Origin of the sequence: Bacteroides sp. AM32-11AC (assembly GCF_003603515.1) — a bacterium.
In the GTDB taxonomy this organism is placed as follows: Bacteria; Bacteroidota; Bacteroidia; order Bacteroidales; family Bacteroidaceae; genus Bacteroides; species Bacteroides uniformis.
In genome coordinates, this window is sequence record NZ_QTNH01000002.1 from 69,199 (window position 1) to 87,286 (window position 18,088).

Consider the following 18,088-nt stretch of genomic DNA (forward strand, 5'->3'; position numbering starts at 1 on the left):
GACTTCACTTTCTTACGTTCCAACATTTCCTTGAAATCATAAGCTGAACATTCCGTTATCAATGTATTGTTGCGTATCTGCATCGTTTTCTTTTTGTTGTTCGGGATAACTCTCTAATATAGTTTACAAAAGTAAGGATAAAACCGAGGAATTGGTTAACCCCCTCGTTCCCTTTTGATTTTCATGCATTTACATTACGTAGTTTATAACAGTTATTTTATCTTTTCTTTATAACACTATTCACTACCCGTATAGAGGAAACCAGTTTATTGGTGGAAGTAAATACGTCCACATTCCACACATGGGATGAACGCCCTTTATGAACGATGGTTGCCACTGCCCTTACGGTATCTCCTTCGTGTGCAGAAGAAATATGATTTCCGCTGACTTGCATTCCCACGACAATCTCATCAGGTTCGCAGATAATCATGGAGCCGAGCCCGGCAACGGTTTCTGCCAAGGCAAGGGTGGCACCGCCATGCAGAATGCCGAAGGGTTGGCGGGTACGGTAGTCGACCGGCATGGTTGCTTCTACGCGCTCATCCGAAGCGTATGTGTATTGAATGCCCAAGTTTCCCATCAATGCGTGTCGTGCCCGTTCGTTCAGTAAATCAAGAGGCACCTCTGCTGCACGCACTTCTGCCAATATTAGTTTTTCTACGGCCAGGGCCACTCCATCTTCTTCATTCGATGCGGTCACATAGTCTGCACAGACCTTTACAGAATCTTGTGAATGTCCCATAGCTACCCCCATGCCGGCCAATTGGAGCATGGTCACATCGCATACGCCATCTCCAACGGCAATGACTTCTTCCCGTGTTACTCCCAAATGCTCTAATAGGGCGCCTAACGTATTCGCTTTATTGACTCCGCAGGGCACCACCTCTAAAAAGTAAGGCTCGGAACGGAAAGCATCCAGAGTACCTGCCAGGCGTTTTTCCCAATGTTGTTCCAGCCCTATCAGAGCTTTTTCCTTGTCACTCACCAGCATGCACTTGCAAGGTGCGAAGTCTATGGCAGTAGAGAATTCATCTTCCTTGATTATCTTCAAATTGTTTAGCAGGGCTTCATTCTTTATATATTCATTGTCCGGACTATCCGTAATGAGGGTATCATCGTGGTAGGTGAAGATGGCAAAGCCGTTCTTGCGGGCTTTCTTTTCCAGATAAGGCAGCATTTCCGGATTGATGCGTCGTTCAAACAATATTTCTCCGTTCTGTGCTTTTATTATCTGGCAACCGTTATAGGAGAGAACAAACCCTCCATAATTGCCGAGTTCGAGGGTTTTGGCCAGTGGCATCAATCCATAAGTCGGCCTACCGGATGCCAAAACTATGCGCACTCCCATTTGCTGGACCTTTAGCAGAGCAGCTAATGTCCTTTTACTAATTTCTCTTTCATCATTGAGTAGCGTTCCATCTACATCAAGAACCAATAACTTATATTTCATGGCAACTCGATTTTGGGGTTATTATGTTACAAAGTTAAAAAAATGACTGTTAAAACGGTAATATTCGTTTTATTGTTTACTGAAACTTCTTTTATTTATCCTATCTTTGTCCACGTTTTGTTCCGCGTTCTCTATCCGGAGAAGCGGATGAAAAGGGAATCGGGTGAAAGTCCCGAACAGTCCCGCTGCTGTGAGTTCCATGCTCGGTGTATCATACTTGTGCCACTGTTCTTCGGGAAGAACGGGAAGGCGATGTACCGGGAACGAGTCAGAAGACCTGCAAAACAAAGTCGAAAAATTGTCCATTCGAGGAAAGTGGGCAGTGCGCAAATGGTTTAAGATAATCTTCATTTATTCTATGTCAGGAAGGACTAAGGTATTACTGGTCTGTGCTGTTTCATTGGGTGCAAGTATACTCCGGCTCTCTGCCCAGGAGGTGGGGGGAGATACGATTACGGGGAAAGTGCATCAGATAGAGAAAGTGACAGTGACAGCACGCAGGTCGCCCAATAAAGTGACTTCTGCCGTACCCATACAGACGATGTCACGGCAGGATATCAGCCAGCTGGGAATACAGAATATGGCAGATGCTGTACGCCGTTTTGCCGGAGCCAATGTAAAGGACTATGGAGGCATTGGAGGACTGAAAACGGTTTCCATACGCAATATGGGAGCAGCCCATACAGCTGTCAGTTATGACGGGGTGGCGGTGAGTAATTGTCAGGCAGGGCAGATAGATATCGGGCGTTTTTCGCTGGACAATGTTTCCATGCTTTCGCTCGCCATCGGGCAGTCGGAGGACTTGTTGCAGTCCGCCCGCTTGTATGCGTCGGCCGGTGTGCTGGGCATAGAGACGGAAAAACCTCATTTTGATGACGGGCGCAATGCCGCTTTTCAGGCACGGGTGCGCGGAGGGTCGTTCGGCATGGTCAGCCCCTCGCTGCGCTGGTGGCAGAAACTGGGCTGCCGTACACGCGTGGCGGTAGATGCCGGTTATATGAGGGCAGACGGTAATTACCCTTTCACGCTGGTCAATGGGAAATACGTGACGGAAGAGAAACGTAACAACTCCGGCATCTATTCCTGGCAGGGCGAAGCTACCTTTTATCATACTTTCAAGGATGACAGCGAACTGGATGTGAAGGGTTATTACTTCTATTCCCGCCGGGGACTTCCAGGGGCGGTTACGCTCTATAATCCCCTTTCCGATGAAACGCTTTGGGATGAGAATACTTTTGTGCAGGCACGTTATAGGAAGCATTTTTCGCCCCGGTGGAGTTTGCAGGCACAGGCAAAGTATAATCATGGCTGGAACAAATATAAGGATGAGGGCAAGGAATATACCGACGGATATTATCGGGAAAATCACCGGCAAGACGAATATTATATTTCCGCGACCGTTCTCTACCGTCCTTTGGAAGCTTTGACCCTTTCGTTGGCGCAGGACGGGGTGATAAACAAGTTGCGCAACAGTTTGCCGGAATGTCCTTTCCCCACAAGATATACTTCCATCAGTGCCTTCAATGCACGCTACCGGCAAGGATGGTTCACGGCCACGGCCTCGCTGGTGCATACCGCCACTTCGGAGCATGCCGAGAAAGGTACGGTCCCCGATGACTTCCATCGCTTTGCCCCCTCTTTATCAGTCAGTATGCAGCCTTGGCAGGACGAGTCGCTGTATTTCCGGTTGATGTATAAGAGTACGTTCCGTCTGCCCACTTTCAACGACCTCTATTACTACCGGCTGGGCAACCGTAATCTGCGACCCGAGAAGGCAGACGAATATAATGTCGGTATCACATGGAGCAAATCCGGATTGTCTGTGTTCGACTATATCTCCGTTACGCTCGACGGTTACTATAATGATGTGACGGATAAGATTGTGGCTTTTCCCACCACCTATGCGTGGAAGATGGCGAACTACGGTAAGGTGCATGCCGCAGGTGTGGATGCCACTTTGGCGGCAACCGTTCCATTGACGGAGAAAATAAGACTGATTATGTCGGGCGGATATACATGGCAAAAGGCCATTGACTTGACCGATTCCGACGCGAAGAACTATAAGGACCAATTGCCTTATACTCCTCTTCATAGCGGAAACGCGTCTGCCATTGTAGAAACGCCGTGGGTGAATGTGGGCTACTCGGCGGTAGGAGTGGGAAAGCGTTACTATTTGTCGCAGAACATTCCGGAGAATGAGATTGAGGGCTATCTGGAGCATACGATGAGCCTCTCTCATGAGTTTGCTTTGGGCGGTTGCCGGCTTCTGTTGCAGGCCGAGATTATAAATCTGACCGATGAACAGTATGACGTGATAAAATATTATCCTATGCCGGGTCGTTCGTGGCGGTTGACGGGTACTTTCAAGTTTTGAATAATCTATTTATGAACAACAAAAACTAATTATAAACAATAACAACTGTAATTATGAAAGTAAGAAGTTTATTATTCGGTATGCTCTGCATGCTTGCTTTGGGTGCCTCTTTGGCATCTTGTAGTGACGACGATGACGATTCTCTGGATGACGGCGGGTCGAAGGTGACACTGCCGCAGGCGCGTGTCTATATTCTGAATGAGGGTGGTTGGGGAGCTAATAACGCAAGACTTGCCTTTTATGCACCCAATAAGGATGCGGATTTCATCAGTGATATTTACCAGACTCAAAACAACGCCAAGTTGGGTGACCTTGGTCAGAGTATGATTGAGTATGAAGATGAAATATATATAGCTGTAAGTGGTTCCAATTATCTGACTAAGCTGAATGCTGCGGGTGTGGAGTTGAAACGTGTTTCGTTTGTAGACGACAACGACCTCAGTGCAGGCATTCGTTATATCGATGCTGAGGATGGATATATCTATGCTTCCTTCTACGGAGGAGCTGTAGCTAAAATCAATGCGAAAACGTTGGAGGTAGTGGATAAATTGACCGGACTTGGCGACAATCTGGAAGGTGTGGCAATCTGCGAGGATATGCTTTATGTGGCGAATAGCTGTACTGCTGATTGGAGCACTTATCACAATGACGTAAAGGTGATAGATTTGCGTACTTTCAAGTTGAAAGAGACGTTGACGGTAGGTTTGAACCCCAATGCTTTGGTTGAAGAGGATGATAAGGTTTTTTTGATTTCATGGGGTAATTATGTTGATATTGGCTATTCATTACAGATGATAGACCCTGCTGCCAACAATAAGGTGACGGAATTAGGCAGTGCCACCCGTATGTGTGCTACTGATGATATTCTCTATTTGACTTATTCAAATTACACCAATCCTACCGCTTCTTTTTTTACTTATAATATAAAGACTGGAAAGATGGATGAAGCTTCTTTCTTGAAGGATATACCGGAAAAGTTGAAAACTTCTACGATTTATATGTTGGAAGTAAATGATAATAACGGTGATTTCTATATTGGTACTTCTGAATATACCACGAACGGCACCATTTATCGTTTCAAGAAAGACGGTACCTTTATAGAGCAGTTCGATGCAGGAGGTATGAATCCTAATTCTGCTATCTTCTTCAATTAATATCAATGAAAAGAAATAGTTTACTTATCTGTCTGTTCGCAGTCCTGTTTCTTTCCTCCTGTGGGGGAAGGAGCAAGACTGCCTCTGCTTTGGCCAACGGTGACACCATTCCCTTACGTTATGCAGAGAATCTTACCTTAATGTCCTATCCCGGCTATACCCTTGCCACCTTGCGCAATCCTTGGGATACGTTGCACACGCTACATACCTATATACTGGTTCCGAAAAACCGCGAACTCCCGGCACATCTTCCGGCAGGTACTGTGGTACGTACCCCGCTCTCCAAATCAGTCATCTACTCTTCCGTCCACTGCGGACTGATGGATAATCTGGGTGTGTTTGGTAGCATCGGCGGTGTCTGCGACTTGAAGTACATCAAACTGCCCACCGTTCACGAAGCCTGCCGCCGGGGCACCATCGCCGATTGTGGCGACGGTATGAATCCCGATATGGAGCGCATCATCGACCTGCATCCCGATGCCATCCTTCTGTCTCCGTTCGAGAACAGTGGCGGTTATGGCCGTATCGAGAAACTGGATATTCCCATCATCGAATGTGCCGACTACATGGAAACCTCCGCTTTGGGACGTGCCGAGTGGATGCGTTTCTACGGATTGCTCTTCGGGGTTGCGCCACAAGCCGACAACCTTTTTGCTGAGGTGGACAGTTGTTACCAACGCCTCAAGATGCGTGCGCAACTTTCATCCACCTCGTTCTCCGTTGTCAGTGAGTTGAAAAGCGGCTCGGCATGGTACGTGCCGGGAGGGCGTAGCACCATAGGAAGGCTTTTTCAGGATGCTTGCGGGCGTTACGCCTTTGCCGATGATACCCACAGCGGCTCTGTTCCTCTGGCTTTCGAGACCGTTTTCGACAAGGCGGGCGATGCCGACGTCTGGCTGGTGAAGTACAACCGTGACCGCGACATGAGCTATGCTGATTTGGAGGCGGATTATATCGGCTACACCGGTTTCAAGGCTTTCAAGACCCGGAATGTCTATGGTTGTAATACGGCGAAAGTTCCTTTCTACGAGGAGACTCCGTTCCGTCCCGATTATTTGTTATCCGACCTGATACAGATTCTGCATCCCGAAATAGGAGATTTGGGAGGCTTGCGCTATTTTTGCAGACTGAAGGAGTGATGAACACAGAGATACGGAACTTTTGTGAAAGTAATAGAAAACTCTGTGCCTCCGTGTCTCTGTGTGCTAAATAATGTAACTATGAGTAAAGGCTGGAAATATGGTATCGGGTTGGGAGTAGTAATCTTATTGCTTTTTGCGGGCAATCTGCTGGTGGGGTCGGTTTCGATTCCGCCTGCCGATGTTTTCCGTATCCTGCTCGGTGGAGAGGGGGAGAAGGCAAGCTGGAGCTTCATCCTTTGGGAATCCCGTTTGCCCCAAGCGCTGACGGCGCTGCTTTGCGGTGGCGCATTGGCTGTCTGCGGACTGATGTTGCAGACGGCTTTCAAGAATCCGCTGGCAGGACCATCCATTCTGGGCATCAACGCCGGGGCAAGTCTGGGAGTGGCCTTCGTCATGCTGCTGTTTGGCGGCAGCATCACGGCAGGGGTGTTCAGTCTGTCCGGCTTCTTCTCCGTACTGCTTGGCGCATTTATCGGAGCCATGCTGATTATGGTACTTATCCTTTTCTTTTCCACGCTGATAAAGAGCAATATCATGCTGCTGATAACGGGTATCATGATAGGCTACATCGCTTCTTCAGCCATTGCCCTGCTGAACTTCTTTGCTACGGCAGAGGGGGTGCAGTCCTATATGATATGGGGGCTGGGCAACTTCGGTGGAGTTTCCCTACAGCAGATGCCGGCCTTTGCGCTGGTCACCATTGTGGGACTGTTCGGCTCATTATTGTTGATAAAGCCCCTGAACGCCTTGTTGCTGGGAGAGCGCTATGCCGAAAATCTAGGTGTAAATATCCGCCGTGTGCGCAACTGGCTTTTGATTATCACCGGGCTCTTGACGGCTGTCACCACCGCCTTCTGTGGTCCGGTCGCCTTTATCGGCCTGGCCGTGCCGCATGTGGCCCGCATGATATTGGGGACAACCAATCACAATTCCCTATTGCCGGTCACCATCCTGAGTGGCGGTGCAGTGGCACTGCTTTGCAATCTGATTTGCGTCTTGCCCGGCGAAGCGGGTATTATCCCCTTGAATGCCGTCACGCCCATTATCGGTGCGCCGGTCATCATCTACGTTATTCTGAGCCAGCGGAAGCCCCAACAATTCAACTAAGCTATTGCCAACAGTTTGACAAGGTTTTGCCTTACTATTGGCAAGACTTTGCCACCGCGTTGGCAAACTTTTGCCATAGGCATGGCAAAGTTTTGCCAAACCTATGGCAATGTCTTGGCAAAATTTCTCTCTGATTATCAACGTACTACTTTTTTGGTGTTTTTCTCTCCATTCCATAGGGTTTTATCTTTCTCACCGCTCTTATTAATAGAAACCCCTTAAAAACATGCCTTATGAAAAACTTTGTAGGATTTACACTTGGGTGTTTGTTTGCATTCTTATCTTCGGGTATCACCCCGTTGATGGCGCAGGACGCGGCAGTGAACGAGCTCGTCATCACCGGTACGGTCAAGAACAAGGACAGCAGGAAGAAACTCGAAAACGTGAACGTCTCTGTTGTCGGCAACAATATCGGAACGGTGACCAATGCCGACGGCACATTCTCCTTGAAAGTAGCGGAAGCGGAAGCTTTCCGTGGACTGGAAGTCTCCCATATCGGCTATCTCACTACACACCTCTCTCTGGAAGAACTTGAAAAAACGGGCGAGCTGACCATCTGGATGATACCGGCCCCCAATCTTTTGAGCGAGATTGTGGTCTATGGCAATAATCCCCGCGTCATAGTGGAAGAGGCCATCAAGAAAATTCCAGTAAACTATGCTGGCAATGACAACATGCTGACCGCCTTCTATCGGGAAACCGTGCAGAAGCGTCGCCGCTATATCAGCGTGTCCGAGGCAGTGATGGATGTCTATAAGACGGATTATAACTCTCGCGATGTGGACCGCGACAAGGTGCAGCTGCAGAAGGGCCGCCGCCTGCTGAGCCAAAAGCAGAGTGACACGCTGGCTGTGAAAGTGGTGGGAGGCCCTAATCTGTCCCTTTATCTGGACATTGTGAAGAATGGCGATGCGCTGTTGAGCACGGACAATCTGGACTATTATGAATTCCGTATGGAGGACCCCGTCAATCTGGATAACCGCATGCAGTATGTAGTCAGCTTTCGTCCGCGGGTCAGTCTGATGTATGCCTTGTTCATCGGGAAACTGTATATAGACTACGAACGGCTTTCCTTTACACGTGCCGAGTTTGGCCTGGACATGGCAAACCGGGTGAAGGCAGTGGAGGCCATTCTGCATAAGAAGCCCGTCGGCTTGCGGTTCCGCCCGCAGGAAGTCGCCTATCTGGTGACCTACAAGCAGCAGGGGACCAAGACTTACTTGAACTATATACGGAATGTCATCCGCTTTAAATGCGACTGGAAAAAAAGACTGTTCTCCTCCAGCTACACCGCTTTCTCCGAAATGGTGGTGACCGACAGGACGGAAAGCCCTCTCTCCGGCATCTCCAACAAGAATACCTTCAAACGGAAGCAGGTATTCTACGACCTGGTGGATGAGTACTGGAACGAAGACTTCTGGAGGAACTACAATATCATAGAACCTACGGAATCCCTGGAGAATGCAGTCAGTAAATTGCGGAAACAATCCAATTGATTATCTGATAGTTTTCCTTATATTTGGAGCAACCGAGAAAAAACACCGTGTATGCTGGACGAACTGATGATACTGGCCAGAATAAAGGAGGGCGATATAAAGGCGTTCGAAGGAATCTTCCGCCGGTATTATTCCCCTCTTTGCTGGTATGCTGCGGGCATCACGGGTGATACGGCGTCTGCCGAGGAAATTGTGGAGGAGCTGTTCTACGTGCTGTGGAAGAACCGGGAGCGGTTACAAGTATTCCAGTCCGTGAAAAGCTATCTCTACCGTTCTGTGAGGAATGAAGCCGTGCAGTTTTGTGAGCATCAGGAGGTCAAGGAGCGCTATCGGGCATCTGTCCGTACGGAGTCCGGGCCGGGCTATTCGTCCGACCCCCACGCGCATTTGGAATACGAGGAACTTCAGACCCTCATCCGGCATACGCTCGACAAGCAGCCCCGGCGCCGGCAGCAGATTTTCAGGATGCACCGCATGGAGGGGAAGAAATATGCAGAGATTGCCTTGTCGCTTTCGTTGTCCGTCAAGACGGTGGAAGCGGAAATGACCAAGGTACTCCGAACCTTACGAAATGAAATTGATAATTATATCCGGACACAATGATGGAAGTAGATAAAAAGAAGACAAGGACCGACGAGGCATGGGTACGGCTTTATGCCCGCTTCGAAACGGACTGCCTGCTGCCGGCAGATGCGGAACACGCTTCGGCAACGCACCGCAGGCTTTACCTCAAGTGGGGGAGCGTTTCGGCAGCCGTGATTGCCGGAATCGTATGTTTTGCCGCATGGTGGGCCGTACCGGAACAAGGTGGGGACAGCCGTAGCTTGCTGACGGAGGAGAACCGGGAGAAGCCCACACTGGTCAAGACCCTTGAAGACGGTTCGGTGGTATATCTGGTGCAGGAAAGCACGCTGAAGTATCCCGAACATTTTGCGGAAGACAAGCGGGAAGTGAACCTGCAGGGTGAAGCCTTCTTCGATGTGGCAAAGAAACCCGAGCAGGCTTTTACGATTGAGACGGCGAGAGTGCGTGTGGAGGTACTGGGCACGGCTTTCAATGTCAGGAGCAATGAAGGGGTTCCCTTCAGCTTGTCCGTGAAGCGCGGGAAGGTGAAGGTGCTGCTGAAACAAGAGGAACAGACGGTCTTTGTAGAGGCGGGAGAAACGGTTATCTTGCAGGGGGGCAGTCTGCTCGTCAGCGAGACGGAGAATCCGGAGCTCTTTGACCGCTACACCAGCAACATCCGTTTCAAGGACGAGCGCCTGGAGGATGTGCTGCGTGCCATCAATAAGGAGTCTGCCGGCTGGCAGATAGAAGCCTCGTCGCCAACCCTGGGCAAACGGCGGCTGACGGTCGATTTTTCGAATAACTCCCCGGAGTCTGTGGCCGAGCTGATATGCTGGACGTTCGACTTGAAGTGTACACGTCAGGGCAATAGACTGATATTGTCGGAACGATGAATTCAATGAAATGCTTCATTCTCCATTTGCCACTCTTCATTTTCTTTCTGGCAGGCAGTGCAAGAGCGGACGGAGGCGATGTGCTGGACCGCATCGTCCGGCTGCCTGGAATGAAGGGAACGGTTTATGCGCTGTTGGGGAAAGTCTCGGAGCAGTCCGGCTATCTGTTTATCTATGATAGTAAGGTCATCCATAACGACTCAGTGGTGAGGGTCAGGAAGCAGGAGTGTTCCGTGAGGCAGGCCATTCATAGGATAACCGGCAGCCGGAACCTCGAATTGAAGGTATTAGGCAACCATATATTGATAACACGGGCGGCAGAAAGGAAGAGTATGGAAGAAACGGTACCCCTGCCGCCCCGACCGGCATATTCCACCATTGCCGGAATCCTGCTGGACAAGGAGACGGGAGAGCCCGTCGTCAGTGCGTCGGTCATCGCACAAGGAACCTCACTGGGTAACATTACCAACCAGAACGGTGAATTCCGGCTCAACCTGCCCGACTCGTTGAGGCGCTGCATGCTCTCCTTCTCCCATCTGGGTTATGTGGGGCAAACGGTGGAAGCCTCTGCTTTGGAAGGACGCAGCAATGTCCTGAGCCTTGAGCCGAAAGTCATTTCCTTGCAAGAAGTGCTTATCCGCTTGGTGGAGCCTACAAAGCTGCTTCGCGAGATGATAGAGCACCGGGATAGGAACTGCTCCACTTCTCCGGTCTATCTGACCACCTTCTACCGGGAAGGTGTACAACTGAAGAACAAGTTCCAGAGCCTGACGGAGGCCGTTTTCAAGGTCTACAAATCACCGACGATGGAACCCGGACAGAAAGACCAGGTGAAACTGCTCAAGATGAGCAAGATAGATAACCGGGAGCAGACGGACAGTGTGCTTGCCAAAATCAGCTCCGGGGTGGAGGCATGTCTGCAGTTGGACATCATGAAGAATCTTCCAGACTTCCTCTTGCTGGAATCCGGCGAGGAACTTTATACCTATACTTCGGGCGACATCGTATCGGTGGACGACCGTACTGCCAACGTCGTCTATTTTGAGCAGAAACGTGGGGTAAAGGAGCCTTTGTTCTGCGGAGAACTCTATATAGACTCGGAGAACAGCGCCTTGCTGCGTGCCCGCTTCGAAATTCATCCCCGGTATGTGAAGGCCGCCACACGGCTTTTCGTGATACGCCAGGCTCCGAAAATCAGGCTGACAACGGAGAAACTTGTCTATACCGTCTCATACAAACCCTGGAACGGTACCTATTATGTCCACCACATCCGTGGCGACCTTTACTTCAAGATGAAGAGAAAACGCATGCTCTTCAGTAATCCCACTCTGTATACCTGGTTCGAGATGGTGACCTGCCGGATTGACGGGGAGAACGTGACGCGCTTCCCGCGTGCGGAACGGTTGCCGGTGCATACCGTCTTCTCTGAAACCGACTTCAAGTATGACGCCGATTTCTGGGGCGACTTCAATGTGATTCCGCTGGAAGAGGAGCTTGGAAAGATTATCGAGAAGGTCTCCCTGAAGATAGAGCAGACGGAAGCTCCGTAAACATGGCCCTCAATCGTTTGCGGTGGGTAGGTTGTATATTCTACACTAAAATTATCTCTATTTTGTTTTTTTATTGTAATTCTGGAAGATTTTTATAACCACTTTATTAGCAAGCAGTTCTGAGGATAAGGTAAAAATGAGGTAATGATTTGGCAACCCTGTCTATTTCTACGTTCTGCTGTGAGTTGCTGTCAATGTCTCTCGTCTTGGTATAAAAGTAGCAATAAAAATCGGATACACATCAAAATGTCCCATGATTTTTATCACAGGACGTTTTTTATCTTCGCTGAATAATCCGGTTTAACCGTTACTTCTATTTTCGGCAAGTTGCGGGCTATGATTGCTGAAATTTATACTTTAATCCATACTCTTCCAACTTGCTATACAGCGTTGTACGTCCGATTCCGAGCAATTCGGCGGCAACCTTGCGGTTTCCGTTTGCCTGCTTCAACGCGCGTAAGATGCGTTCCTTGTCCTCCGCATCGTTTCGCAAGGCGAAGCTGACAGGTGAGGTCGGTTTCGTTACGGCAAGTTCCAGATGCTCTTTCATGACAACTCCCGTCTGTGCCTGCAACACCGCGCCCATTATCTTCTGCCGAAGCTCACGGACATTACCCGGCCACGGATGGGTCAGCAATGTCTTACGGGCTTCCGCATCGAACCCAGTCACGCTACATTCCAATTCATTGTTGGCAATCTCACGGAAGAACTCCGCCAACGGCATGATGTCCTCCTGACAGTCACGCAAGGGCGGAACAGTTATCTCGAAGTCGTGCAAACGGTACAGCAAATCCTGTCGGAAACGTTTTTCAATGACCGCTTTCTCCAGATCCTCGTTGGTGGCGGCGATGATGCGGACATTGAAGCTCTTGTCCGTCTTGTCACCTATAGGGCGGTATCTCCGTTCCTGTATGGCACGGAGTAACATCTGCTGGGTTTCCAATGCGAGATTGCCTACCTCATCCAAGAACAATGTGCCACCCTCTGCCTCATTGAAGTATCCTTTCTTTGTGCTGTCCGCACCCGTAAACGCGCCTTTGACATGTCCGAAGAATGCCGAGGGCGCAAGGTCTTTGGAGAGTGAACCGCAGTCCACAGGCACAAACGGTTTCCCTGCCCTTTTGCTCTTATCATGCAGATGGTGGGCGATATGCTCCTTGCCCGTGCCGTTCTCTCCGAATATCAGCACGCTCATATCAGTAGGGGCAACTAATCTTATCTGTTGCATGATTTTCTGAAAGGCGGAACTGTCACGGGCAAAAACGGGCATACGATTTCGTCCGATACTCCGTTCTTTCAGGATGGTATGAAGCAGAGGCATAAGTTTATCCTCCACAAGCTGCTTGGGGATATAGTCCAGCGAGCCGAGTTTCATACTTTCGACTGCCGTATGCACTTCGGCATAGTTGGTCATGATGATTAACGGTTGTGTCATGCCTTCCTTGCGCATCCATCGTAATAGGTCGATGCCGTCACCGTCGGGTAGTCGTAGGTCAGAAACCACGATGTCCCCGTCTGAGGCTTGTTGCAGAAGTTTCTTCGCGGTCGAGAGGTGGTAAGCCTGCACGGTACGGAATCCTTCCCGTGCCAGCAGGTTGCAGACAAACTCGCAATACACGATATTGTCCTCCACCACGATGATTCTTGTTTTATCCATTTTCGTATTTTTCCTTTCTTCTTTTGCCTGCCGGATAATTTCAGCACCTTTATCCAGCACAGCCGGTCACCGCTTTGCATATCGCTTCGTCATCTGGAGTGGCACTTCCATGAAGTTGGGCGTAAAGTTCCCTCAATGGCTGGTCGGCACGGAGAATCTGCCATGAACTTCGCAGATGGTGTGTAAGTGTGTCCAGTTCTTGGAGGTCTTTACGCTGTTCTGCATCCTTGACCGCCTGCATTTCCTTTTCGGTTTCCGCTATCAGTTTGTCCAGCATGACGGATTCATTGCCATAAGATAGCAGAGTGGAAAAATCCGGCTTTTCATCCAATATGCTGCTTAATGCGCATTTATCCGTAATCTCCATCAGTTCGGATATGGAGAACGGCTTGAACAGGCATCCGGCAAATCCACGCCCTATAAGTTCCTCCTTGCTGCAACTGCCCGAAGCGGTTGTCACGACTATGGGAATACTCTTCGAGTTGCCTACATTGGATGAGCGCAACAGTTCCAGCAGTTCAAAACCGCTTATCTCAGGCATATTCAGATCCGTCAGAAGCAGGCTGTATTCCTTTTTTCGTATCAGCTCCATCAGTACCGAAACATTGGTACAGGTATCGCAGTGCATCCCTTCATGGGCATACATTTCTTTCAACATAAGGAGAAGTACCTCGTCATTGTCGATGGCAATCACATCATGGCAGATATGATTATGGCGCATTTGCGCTTGAATTGTCTGTTCCGGCAGTTCCTCGGCTGTCTGCATGGGAATTTCCACCGTGAAGCGGCTCCCTTTGCCTTTCTCGCTTTCCAAGCGTATAGTTCCACCGAGCATCGCCACAATACGCTGCACGATGGACAATCCTAATCCGAAGCCGTCTTTTGCGGCGGCATTTGAAAGACGTTCAAATGCACCGAATACTCGTTGTTGCTCATCTTCGGTCATGCCCGTACCGGTATCTTCAACGATAAGTTTCAGCAAACCGTTATCATAATCCGCTGCCAATGATACACTACCGTTATCCGTGAACTTGATGGCGTTTGACAACAAGTTGTTGCCGATTTGCAGGATACGTTCCTTGTCGGTCAAAACCACCGCATCGGTGTGGCTCTCCACTATCAAAGTCAGCCCCTTGTTCATGGCAATGGGCATGAACTCCGTTTCAAGAATATGCGTGATTGCGGAAATCCTGCAAGGGGAAAGGTTGGGTTGCTCCTTGCCGTTGTCCAGACGGAAGAAATCCAGCAGCGTGTTGAGCATCTCCCGCATACGCTCGGAAGATTGCCGGATATTATCCACATACATGGTGCTTTTATCCGCGCTACAACTTTTCTGCATCAGTCCGGCATAGCCTCATTTTGTCAATCGTATTTTTTCGTGGTAGAAGTAGTTTACGATGACAGGTTTGCCTTTTTCCGAGCGTCCGTATGGCAGATCGTTTATACGATACGGGAAGCCCTGCTCCTTGGCGTAATTTGAAATGTCCTGCTCCAATGCCTGCCAGTATTCAAGCCTTTTTTTATTGTAAATTTCCTCGTAAAGCGGTATGAGGTCAGGATACTTCTCACGGATATACGTCATTATCCCGCCTTTGAACTGCCCGCGTAAATTCAGGTTTTCAAGCCAGATTAAATCAGCATAATCTTTTACCTCCTCTATTATTGCCTTTACGTCTGTTATTCTGGGGAATATGGGCGAGACGAAGCATACGGTGCGGATACCTGCCTCGTATGTCTGACGCATCGCTTTCAGACGGCGTTCAATGCTTACGGCGTTGTCCATATCTGCGCAGAACTGCTCGTCGAGCGTATTGACAGACCATGACACAGTCACTTTGGGAAAACTCTTCAACAGGTCGAGATCGCGAAGGACAAGATCGGACTTTGTGCATATCATAATCTCGGCATCGCTTCCTCGCAGCTCTTCGAGCAGCCTTCGGGTACGGTGGAATTCTTCTTCATACGGATTGTAACCGTCCGTCACAGACCCTATTACAACACGTTCACCGTCGTATTTATGAGGATTCGTTATCGGCTTCCAGTTTTTTACATCTAAAAACGTACCCCACGGCTCGGTGTGCCCGGTGAACCGTTTCATGAACGATGCGTAGCAATACCTGCAGGCGTGGGGACACCCTACATAAGGGTTGACCGAATATCCTCCCACCGGCAGAGAGGATTTGGTCATTACACTCTTTACATCTATTTCCTTTATTGTATCCATATTCATTGTATTCGTCTGGTAAATTGTTCCGGCAATTCCTGAATCATTCTTTCGTCGCCCATAATCGGCAGCAAATCCTCTTTCATGAACACCGGTATGCCATGAGCCTTTGCCTGTTCTGCAATGCTAAGCACCCATTCGGGGCGCGAATATGACTTTCCTTTTCGGTTTCCGGTCTCTGTGCCTATGACAATCCAGTCAATTCCCTCGAAATCAATCTCGCCGATATCATCGAAGAGAGGTTCAAACGTGACATGGTAGTGTCGTGCTTTGATATTCTTTTTCAAATCATCAATCCTCCTTTTCTCGGAACTGCGCGTAACGGTCACGCCCATCCATACGTTCTCGTCGTCAGAGGAGAAACTGATTTTGTCAGGGCGCTTCGTCAGAAAGATATAGGCGTGCTGGGGATTGCTGCTGATCCGCTCGAAAATTTCTGCGTTCCATTCAGGCTTCCAATCGGAGAAATCGCTCATTCCTGTCATGAGCCACACATGAGGACGGGACGTATCGATGATGCGCAGTTTTCGTTCCATGTATTCAGGCACGGAAAAGTCGTCGGTAATGTGGAAACGGCGGCAGTTGTTACGGGCATAGCAGTAAGGGCATCCTATAGTGCACCCTACCACTATGTTCATGTTTTTTATCAGGGATTTAATGCAGACACTCATAACACAACTGTTTCTCCGTCCTCCGGGATAATCAGCCGGCTCATGTCGGCTTCGTGATGCGTTGCCTCATTGCGCAGAATTGCACGGGTGGTCTGGCAATGGTCGATGGCATCCATGTGTACGGCTATCAGCTTGATATGCGAAGGCAATTCGTCAAGTATCTGCATCACTTCGTTCTCGTCGGGGATGATAGGACCGTCCGTTTTGGAAAATTCGGGAAAGATTGCACCTCCGGAGTTTACCACGATATAGTCAGGATTGAACCGTTCCACGGTGTCTCGGATACATGCTTCCCATCGGCAGTCACCCATTATATAAACGGTCGGGAAGCCCTCGGCTTTTAGCACATAACCTGATACAGGTCCCATCATCTGCCCGATCTGCCCGAAACCATGATGTCCGGTCGTGCGGTAAATGGATATGCCGTCTATTGTTTTTATTTCTTCGATGGGTATCACATTTGTAAATCCGTCGTTTCTGATGGCGTCCGCGTCCTGGGGCTGAACGTAGAAAGGAATTTCTTTGGGCAAATGTGTGGGGACACTCGGCTCGTAATGGTCGATGTGATTGTGGGTCAGGAGCACCATGTCCACGCCTCCGATAATATCCTGAATAGGAATGGTGAGGTGTACCCTCGGTGTTTTATTCACACCGAGGGCCGATATCAAAGTGCCTTTGTCGGCTAAAACGGGGTCAATTAGCATGGTGTGTCCCGCATACCTGATTTTCAAGGTGGCATTGCGCACCAATTGTACTGTAGATGTCTTTTTCATGACTATATGTCTTGTTATTGATTACGGGTGCAAAGTTCGGAAGAATCCGGCGAAACATCTATGCCTGAAAAAACGGTAATTATGCCATTTTGATAAATGAAATTATTATCTTTGCAAAAACGACAAGGATATGGACGAGATAATCAACCCTGATCGACTGGTCAGCGTACCGTTCAACAAGACACGCTGCGGCGTGGATTTTTACATCAATACTGCCATAAACAAGGACATCGGACTTGTGCTGACAGAAAACAAGCGGTTTAAGACAGACTTCTTCAGCTTCTACTTTTTCCGTAAGGCAAACGGATATTTGCTACTGAACTTCCGCAAGATTGAACTGCGCGACGGCATGGTTCTCCTGCTTTCACCCCATCAGCAACAAGAGTGGCATGTAGATGAGACGGCGTTGGATTACACGTTCCTTATATTCCGCGAAGATTTCATGCGTACTTTTATCGCCGACAAGTTCTTCGTTTTTCGCCTTTTGTATTGTTACCAGACAGATACGCCGCCTTACATCAATGCCACACATGACGAAATGAAGGAATATATGCGGCTGCTCGGAAAGATTAAGTATGAGCTGATGAATCCAGTGTCCGATACGTACAATATCATTGTTTCCTTACTATATTATCTTTTGCTGATTATCAATCGTACATACGCTGCCGCCTATTGCTTGCCCGCTGAAATTGCTAAAAACAATTTCGCTTTTCGGTTCAAGGACTTGTTGGAACAGAATATCCGCACCCACCAGCGGGTGCAGGAATATGCAGACATGCTTCATGTCAGTCGCATCACACTCAATAACTCAGTAAAAGCCCAATTCGGAGTATCAGCTACCCATTTGATAAAACAACGTCTGCTTGAGGAACTGAAGAACGAATTGCTATTCTCCAACCGCACTGTCAGTGAAATGGCGGATGATTTCAATTTCTCTGATCCGAGCCATCTCATGCGCTTCTTCAAACAGCAAACAGGCAAAACATTTACTCAGTACATGACGGATTACAATAAAGGCATATACGAATAA

The 18,088-nt window shown here is 48.9% G+C and carries 14 protein-coding genes, 1 pseudogene and 1 riboswitch; of the genes and pseudogenes, 9 read left to right on the plus strand and 6 right to left on the minus strand.

Translation table 11 applies throughout. From position 1 onward, the window contains the following. Positions 1 to 217: 217 nt before the first annotated feature. Entirely contained in the window at positions 218 to 1,450 is a 1,233-nt protein-coding gene (locus DW800_RS02165) for a Cof-type HAD-IIB family hydrolase (protein ID WP_005831746.1), read from the minus strand. 100 nt (positions 1,451 to 1,550) lie between these two features. Beyond that, positions 1,551 to 1,750, plus strand: a riboswitch (cobalamin riboswitch). Positions 1,751 to 1,808: 58 nt separating this feature from the next. Here DW800_RS02165 and DW800_RS02170 point away from each other — a divergent pair. The 8 genes from DW800_RS02170 to DW800_RS02205 all read left to right on the plus strand — a co-directional run bounded on the left by DW800_RS02170 (position 1,809) and on the right by DW800_RS02205 (position 11,733). Then, positions 1,809 to 3,824, plus strand: coding sequence for a TonB-dependent receptor plug domain-containing protein (locus DW800_RS02170; protein ID WP_117703243.1), 2,016 nt, complete (start codon positions 1,809 to 1,811; stop codon positions 3,822 to 3,824). Positions 3,825 to 3,877: 53 nt separating this feature from the next. Next, on the plus strand, positions 3,878 to 4,978 hold the full coding sequence (locus DW800_RS02175) for a YncE family protein (protein WP_005832675.1): 1,101 nt from the start codon (positions 3,878 to 3,880) through the stop codon (positions 4,976 to 4,978). 5 nt (positions 4,979 to 4,983) lie between these two features. Then, positions 4,984 to 6,117 carry an ABC transporter substrate-binding protein gene (locus DW800_RS02180; RefSeq protein ID WP_117703197.1) on the plus strand — a complete coding sequence of 378 codons (1,134 nt, stop codon included), beginning with the start codon at positions 4,984 to 4,986 and terminating at the stop codon, positions 6,115 to 6,117. Between the two features lie 81 nt (positions 6,118 to 6,198). Next, positions 6,199 to 7,227, plus strand: coding sequence for an iron ABC transporter permease (locus tag DW800_RS02185; RefSeq protein WP_057097802.1), 1,029 nt, complete (start codon positions 6,199 to 6,201; stop codon positions 7,225 to 7,227). A gap of 233 nt (positions 7,228 to 7,460) precedes the next feature. Beyond that, positions 7,461 to 8,723 carry a carboxypeptidase-like regulatory domain-containing protein gene (locus DW800_RS02190; RefSeq protein ID WP_119957747.1) on the plus strand — a complete coding sequence of 421 codons (1,263 nt, stop codon included), beginning with the start codon at positions 7,461 to 7,463 and terminating at the stop codon, positions 8,721 to 8,723. A gap of 51 nt (positions 8,724 to 8,774) precedes the next feature. Further along, positions 8,775 to 9,326, plus strand: a complete 552-nt coding sequence (locus tag DW800_RS02195) for an RNA polymerase sigma-70 factor (protein WP_009038152.1) — start codon at positions 8,775 to 8,777, stop codon at positions 9,324 to 9,326. After that, positions 9,323 to 10,183 (plus strand): FecR family protein, encoded by an 861-nt coding sequence (locus DW800_RS02200; protein ID WP_117703195.1) that lies wholly within the window; start codon positions 9,323 to 9,325, stop codon positions 10,181 to 10,183. The genes DW800_RS02195 and DW800_RS02200 overlap by 4 nt, the downstream gene beginning before the upstream one ends. After that, the gene (locus tag DW800_RS02205) at positions 10,180 to 11,733 is read left to right on the plus strand and encodes a carboxypeptidase-like regulatory domain-containing protein (protein WP_117703194.1); all 1,554 of its coding nucleotides are present in this window, start codon (positions 10,180 to 10,182) and stop codon (positions 11,731 to 11,733) included. The genes DW800_RS02200 and DW800_RS02205 overlap by 4 nt, the downstream gene beginning before the upstream one ends. 334 nt (positions 11,734 to 12,067) lie before the next feature. Here DW800_RS02205 and DW800_RS02210 read toward each other — a convergent pair whose 3' ends face one another. The 5 genes and pseudogenes from DW800_RS02210 to DW800_RS02230 all read right to left on the minus strand — a co-directional run bounded on the left by DW800_RS02210 (position 12,068) and on the right by DW800_RS02230 (position 17,058). Continuing rightward, positions 12,068 to 13,390, minus strand: a complete 1,323-nt coding sequence (locus DW800_RS02210; protein WP_005775887.1) for a sigma-54-dependent transcriptional regulator — start codon at positions 13,388 to 13,390, stop codon at positions 12,068 to 12,070. Then, positions 13,383 to 14,744, minus strand: a pseudogene (locus DW800_RS02215) (hybrid sensor histidine kinase/response regulator); the annotation flags it as partial. The pseudogene DW800_RS02215 and the gene DW800_RS02210, both read right to left, overlap by 8 nt. Then, positions 14,745 to 15,620: a radical SAM mobile pair protein B gene (locus DW800_RS02220; protein WP_004329298.1), complete on the minus strand. Its 876-nt coding sequence runs from the start codon at positions 15,618 to 15,620 to the stop codon at positions 14,745 to 14,747. Beyond that, complete coding sequence (locus DW800_RS02225; RefSeq protein WP_004329299.1) at positions 15,617 to 16,285, minus strand: radical SAM mobile pair protein A; 669 nt, start codon at positions 16,283 to 16,285, stop codon at positions 15,617 to 15,619. The genes DW800_RS02220 and DW800_RS02225 overlap by 4 nt, the downstream gene beginning before the upstream one ends. Beyond that, positions 16,282 to 17,058 (minus strand): MBL fold metallo-hydrolase, encoded by a 777-nt coding sequence (locus tag DW800_RS02230; RefSeq protein ID WP_004329300.1) that lies wholly within the window; start codon positions 17,056 to 17,058, stop codon positions 16,282 to 16,284. Before DW800_RS02230 ends, DW800_RS02225 begins: the two co-directional genes overlap by 4 nt. Before the next feature lie 130 nt (positions 17,059 to 17,188). Between DW800_RS02230 and DW800_RS02235 the strand changes: the two genes are divergently transcribed. Beyond that, entirely contained in the window at positions 17,189 to 18,088 is a 900-nt protein-coding gene (locus DW800_RS02235) for a helix-turn-helix domain-containing protein (protein ID WP_004329302.1), read from the plus strand.

Bases quoted from the DNA above. Each gene is read 5' to 3' on its own strand.
- DW800_RS02165 (WP_005831746.1), bottom strand. From the start codon at position 1,450: ATGAAATATAAGTTATTGGTTCTTGATGTAGATGGAACGCTACTCAAT.
- DW800_RS02170 (WP_117703243.1), top strand. From the start codon at position 1,809: ATGTCAGGAAGGACTAAGGTATTACTGGTCTGTGCTGTTTCATTGGGT.
- DW800_RS02175 (WP_005832675.1), top strand. From the start codon at position 3,878: ATGAAAGTAAGAAGTTTATTATTCGGTATGCTCTGCATGCTTGCTTTG.
- DW800_RS02180 (WP_117703197.1), top strand. From the start codon at position 4,984: ATGAAAAGAAATAGTTTACTTATCTGTCTGTTCGCAGTCCTGTTTCTT.
- DW800_RS02185 (WP_057097802.1), top strand. From the start codon at position 6,199: ATGAGTAAAGGCTGGAAATATGGTATCGGGTTGGGAGTAGTAATCTTA.
- DW800_RS02190 (WP_119957747.1), top strand. From the start codon at position 7,461: ATGAAAAACTTTGTAGGATTTACACTTGGGTGTTTGTTTGCATTCTTA.
- DW800_RS02195 (WP_009038152.1), top strand. From the start codon at position 8,775: ATGCTGGACGAACTGATGATACTGGCCAGAATAAAGGAGGGCGATATA.
- DW800_RS02200 (WP_117703195.1), top strand. From the start codon at position 9,323: ATGATGGAAGTAGATAAAAAGAAGACAAGGACCGACGAGGCATGGGTA.
- DW800_RS02205 (WP_117703194.1), top strand. From the start codon at position 10,180: ATGAATTCAATGAAATGCTTCATTCTCCATTTGCCACTCTTCATTTTC.
- DW800_RS02210 (WP_005775887.1), bottom strand. From the start codon at position 13,390: ATGGATAAAACAAGAATCATCGTGGTGGAGGACAATATCGTGTATTGC.
- DW800_RS02220 (WP_004329298.1), bottom strand. From the start codon at position 15,620: ATGAATATGGATACAATAAAGGAAATAGATGTAAAGAGTGTAATGACC.
- DW800_RS02225 (WP_004329299.1), bottom strand. From the start codon at position 16,285: ATGAGTGTCTGCATTAAATCCCTGATAAAAAACATGAACATAGTGGTA.
- DW800_RS02230 (WP_004329300.1), bottom strand. From the start codon at position 17,058: ATGAAAAAGACATCTACAGTACAATTGGTGCGCAATGCCACCTTGAAA.
- DW800_RS02235 (WP_004329302.1), top strand. From the start codon at position 17,189: ATGGACGAGATAATCAACCCTGATCGACTGGTCAGCGTACCGTTCAAC.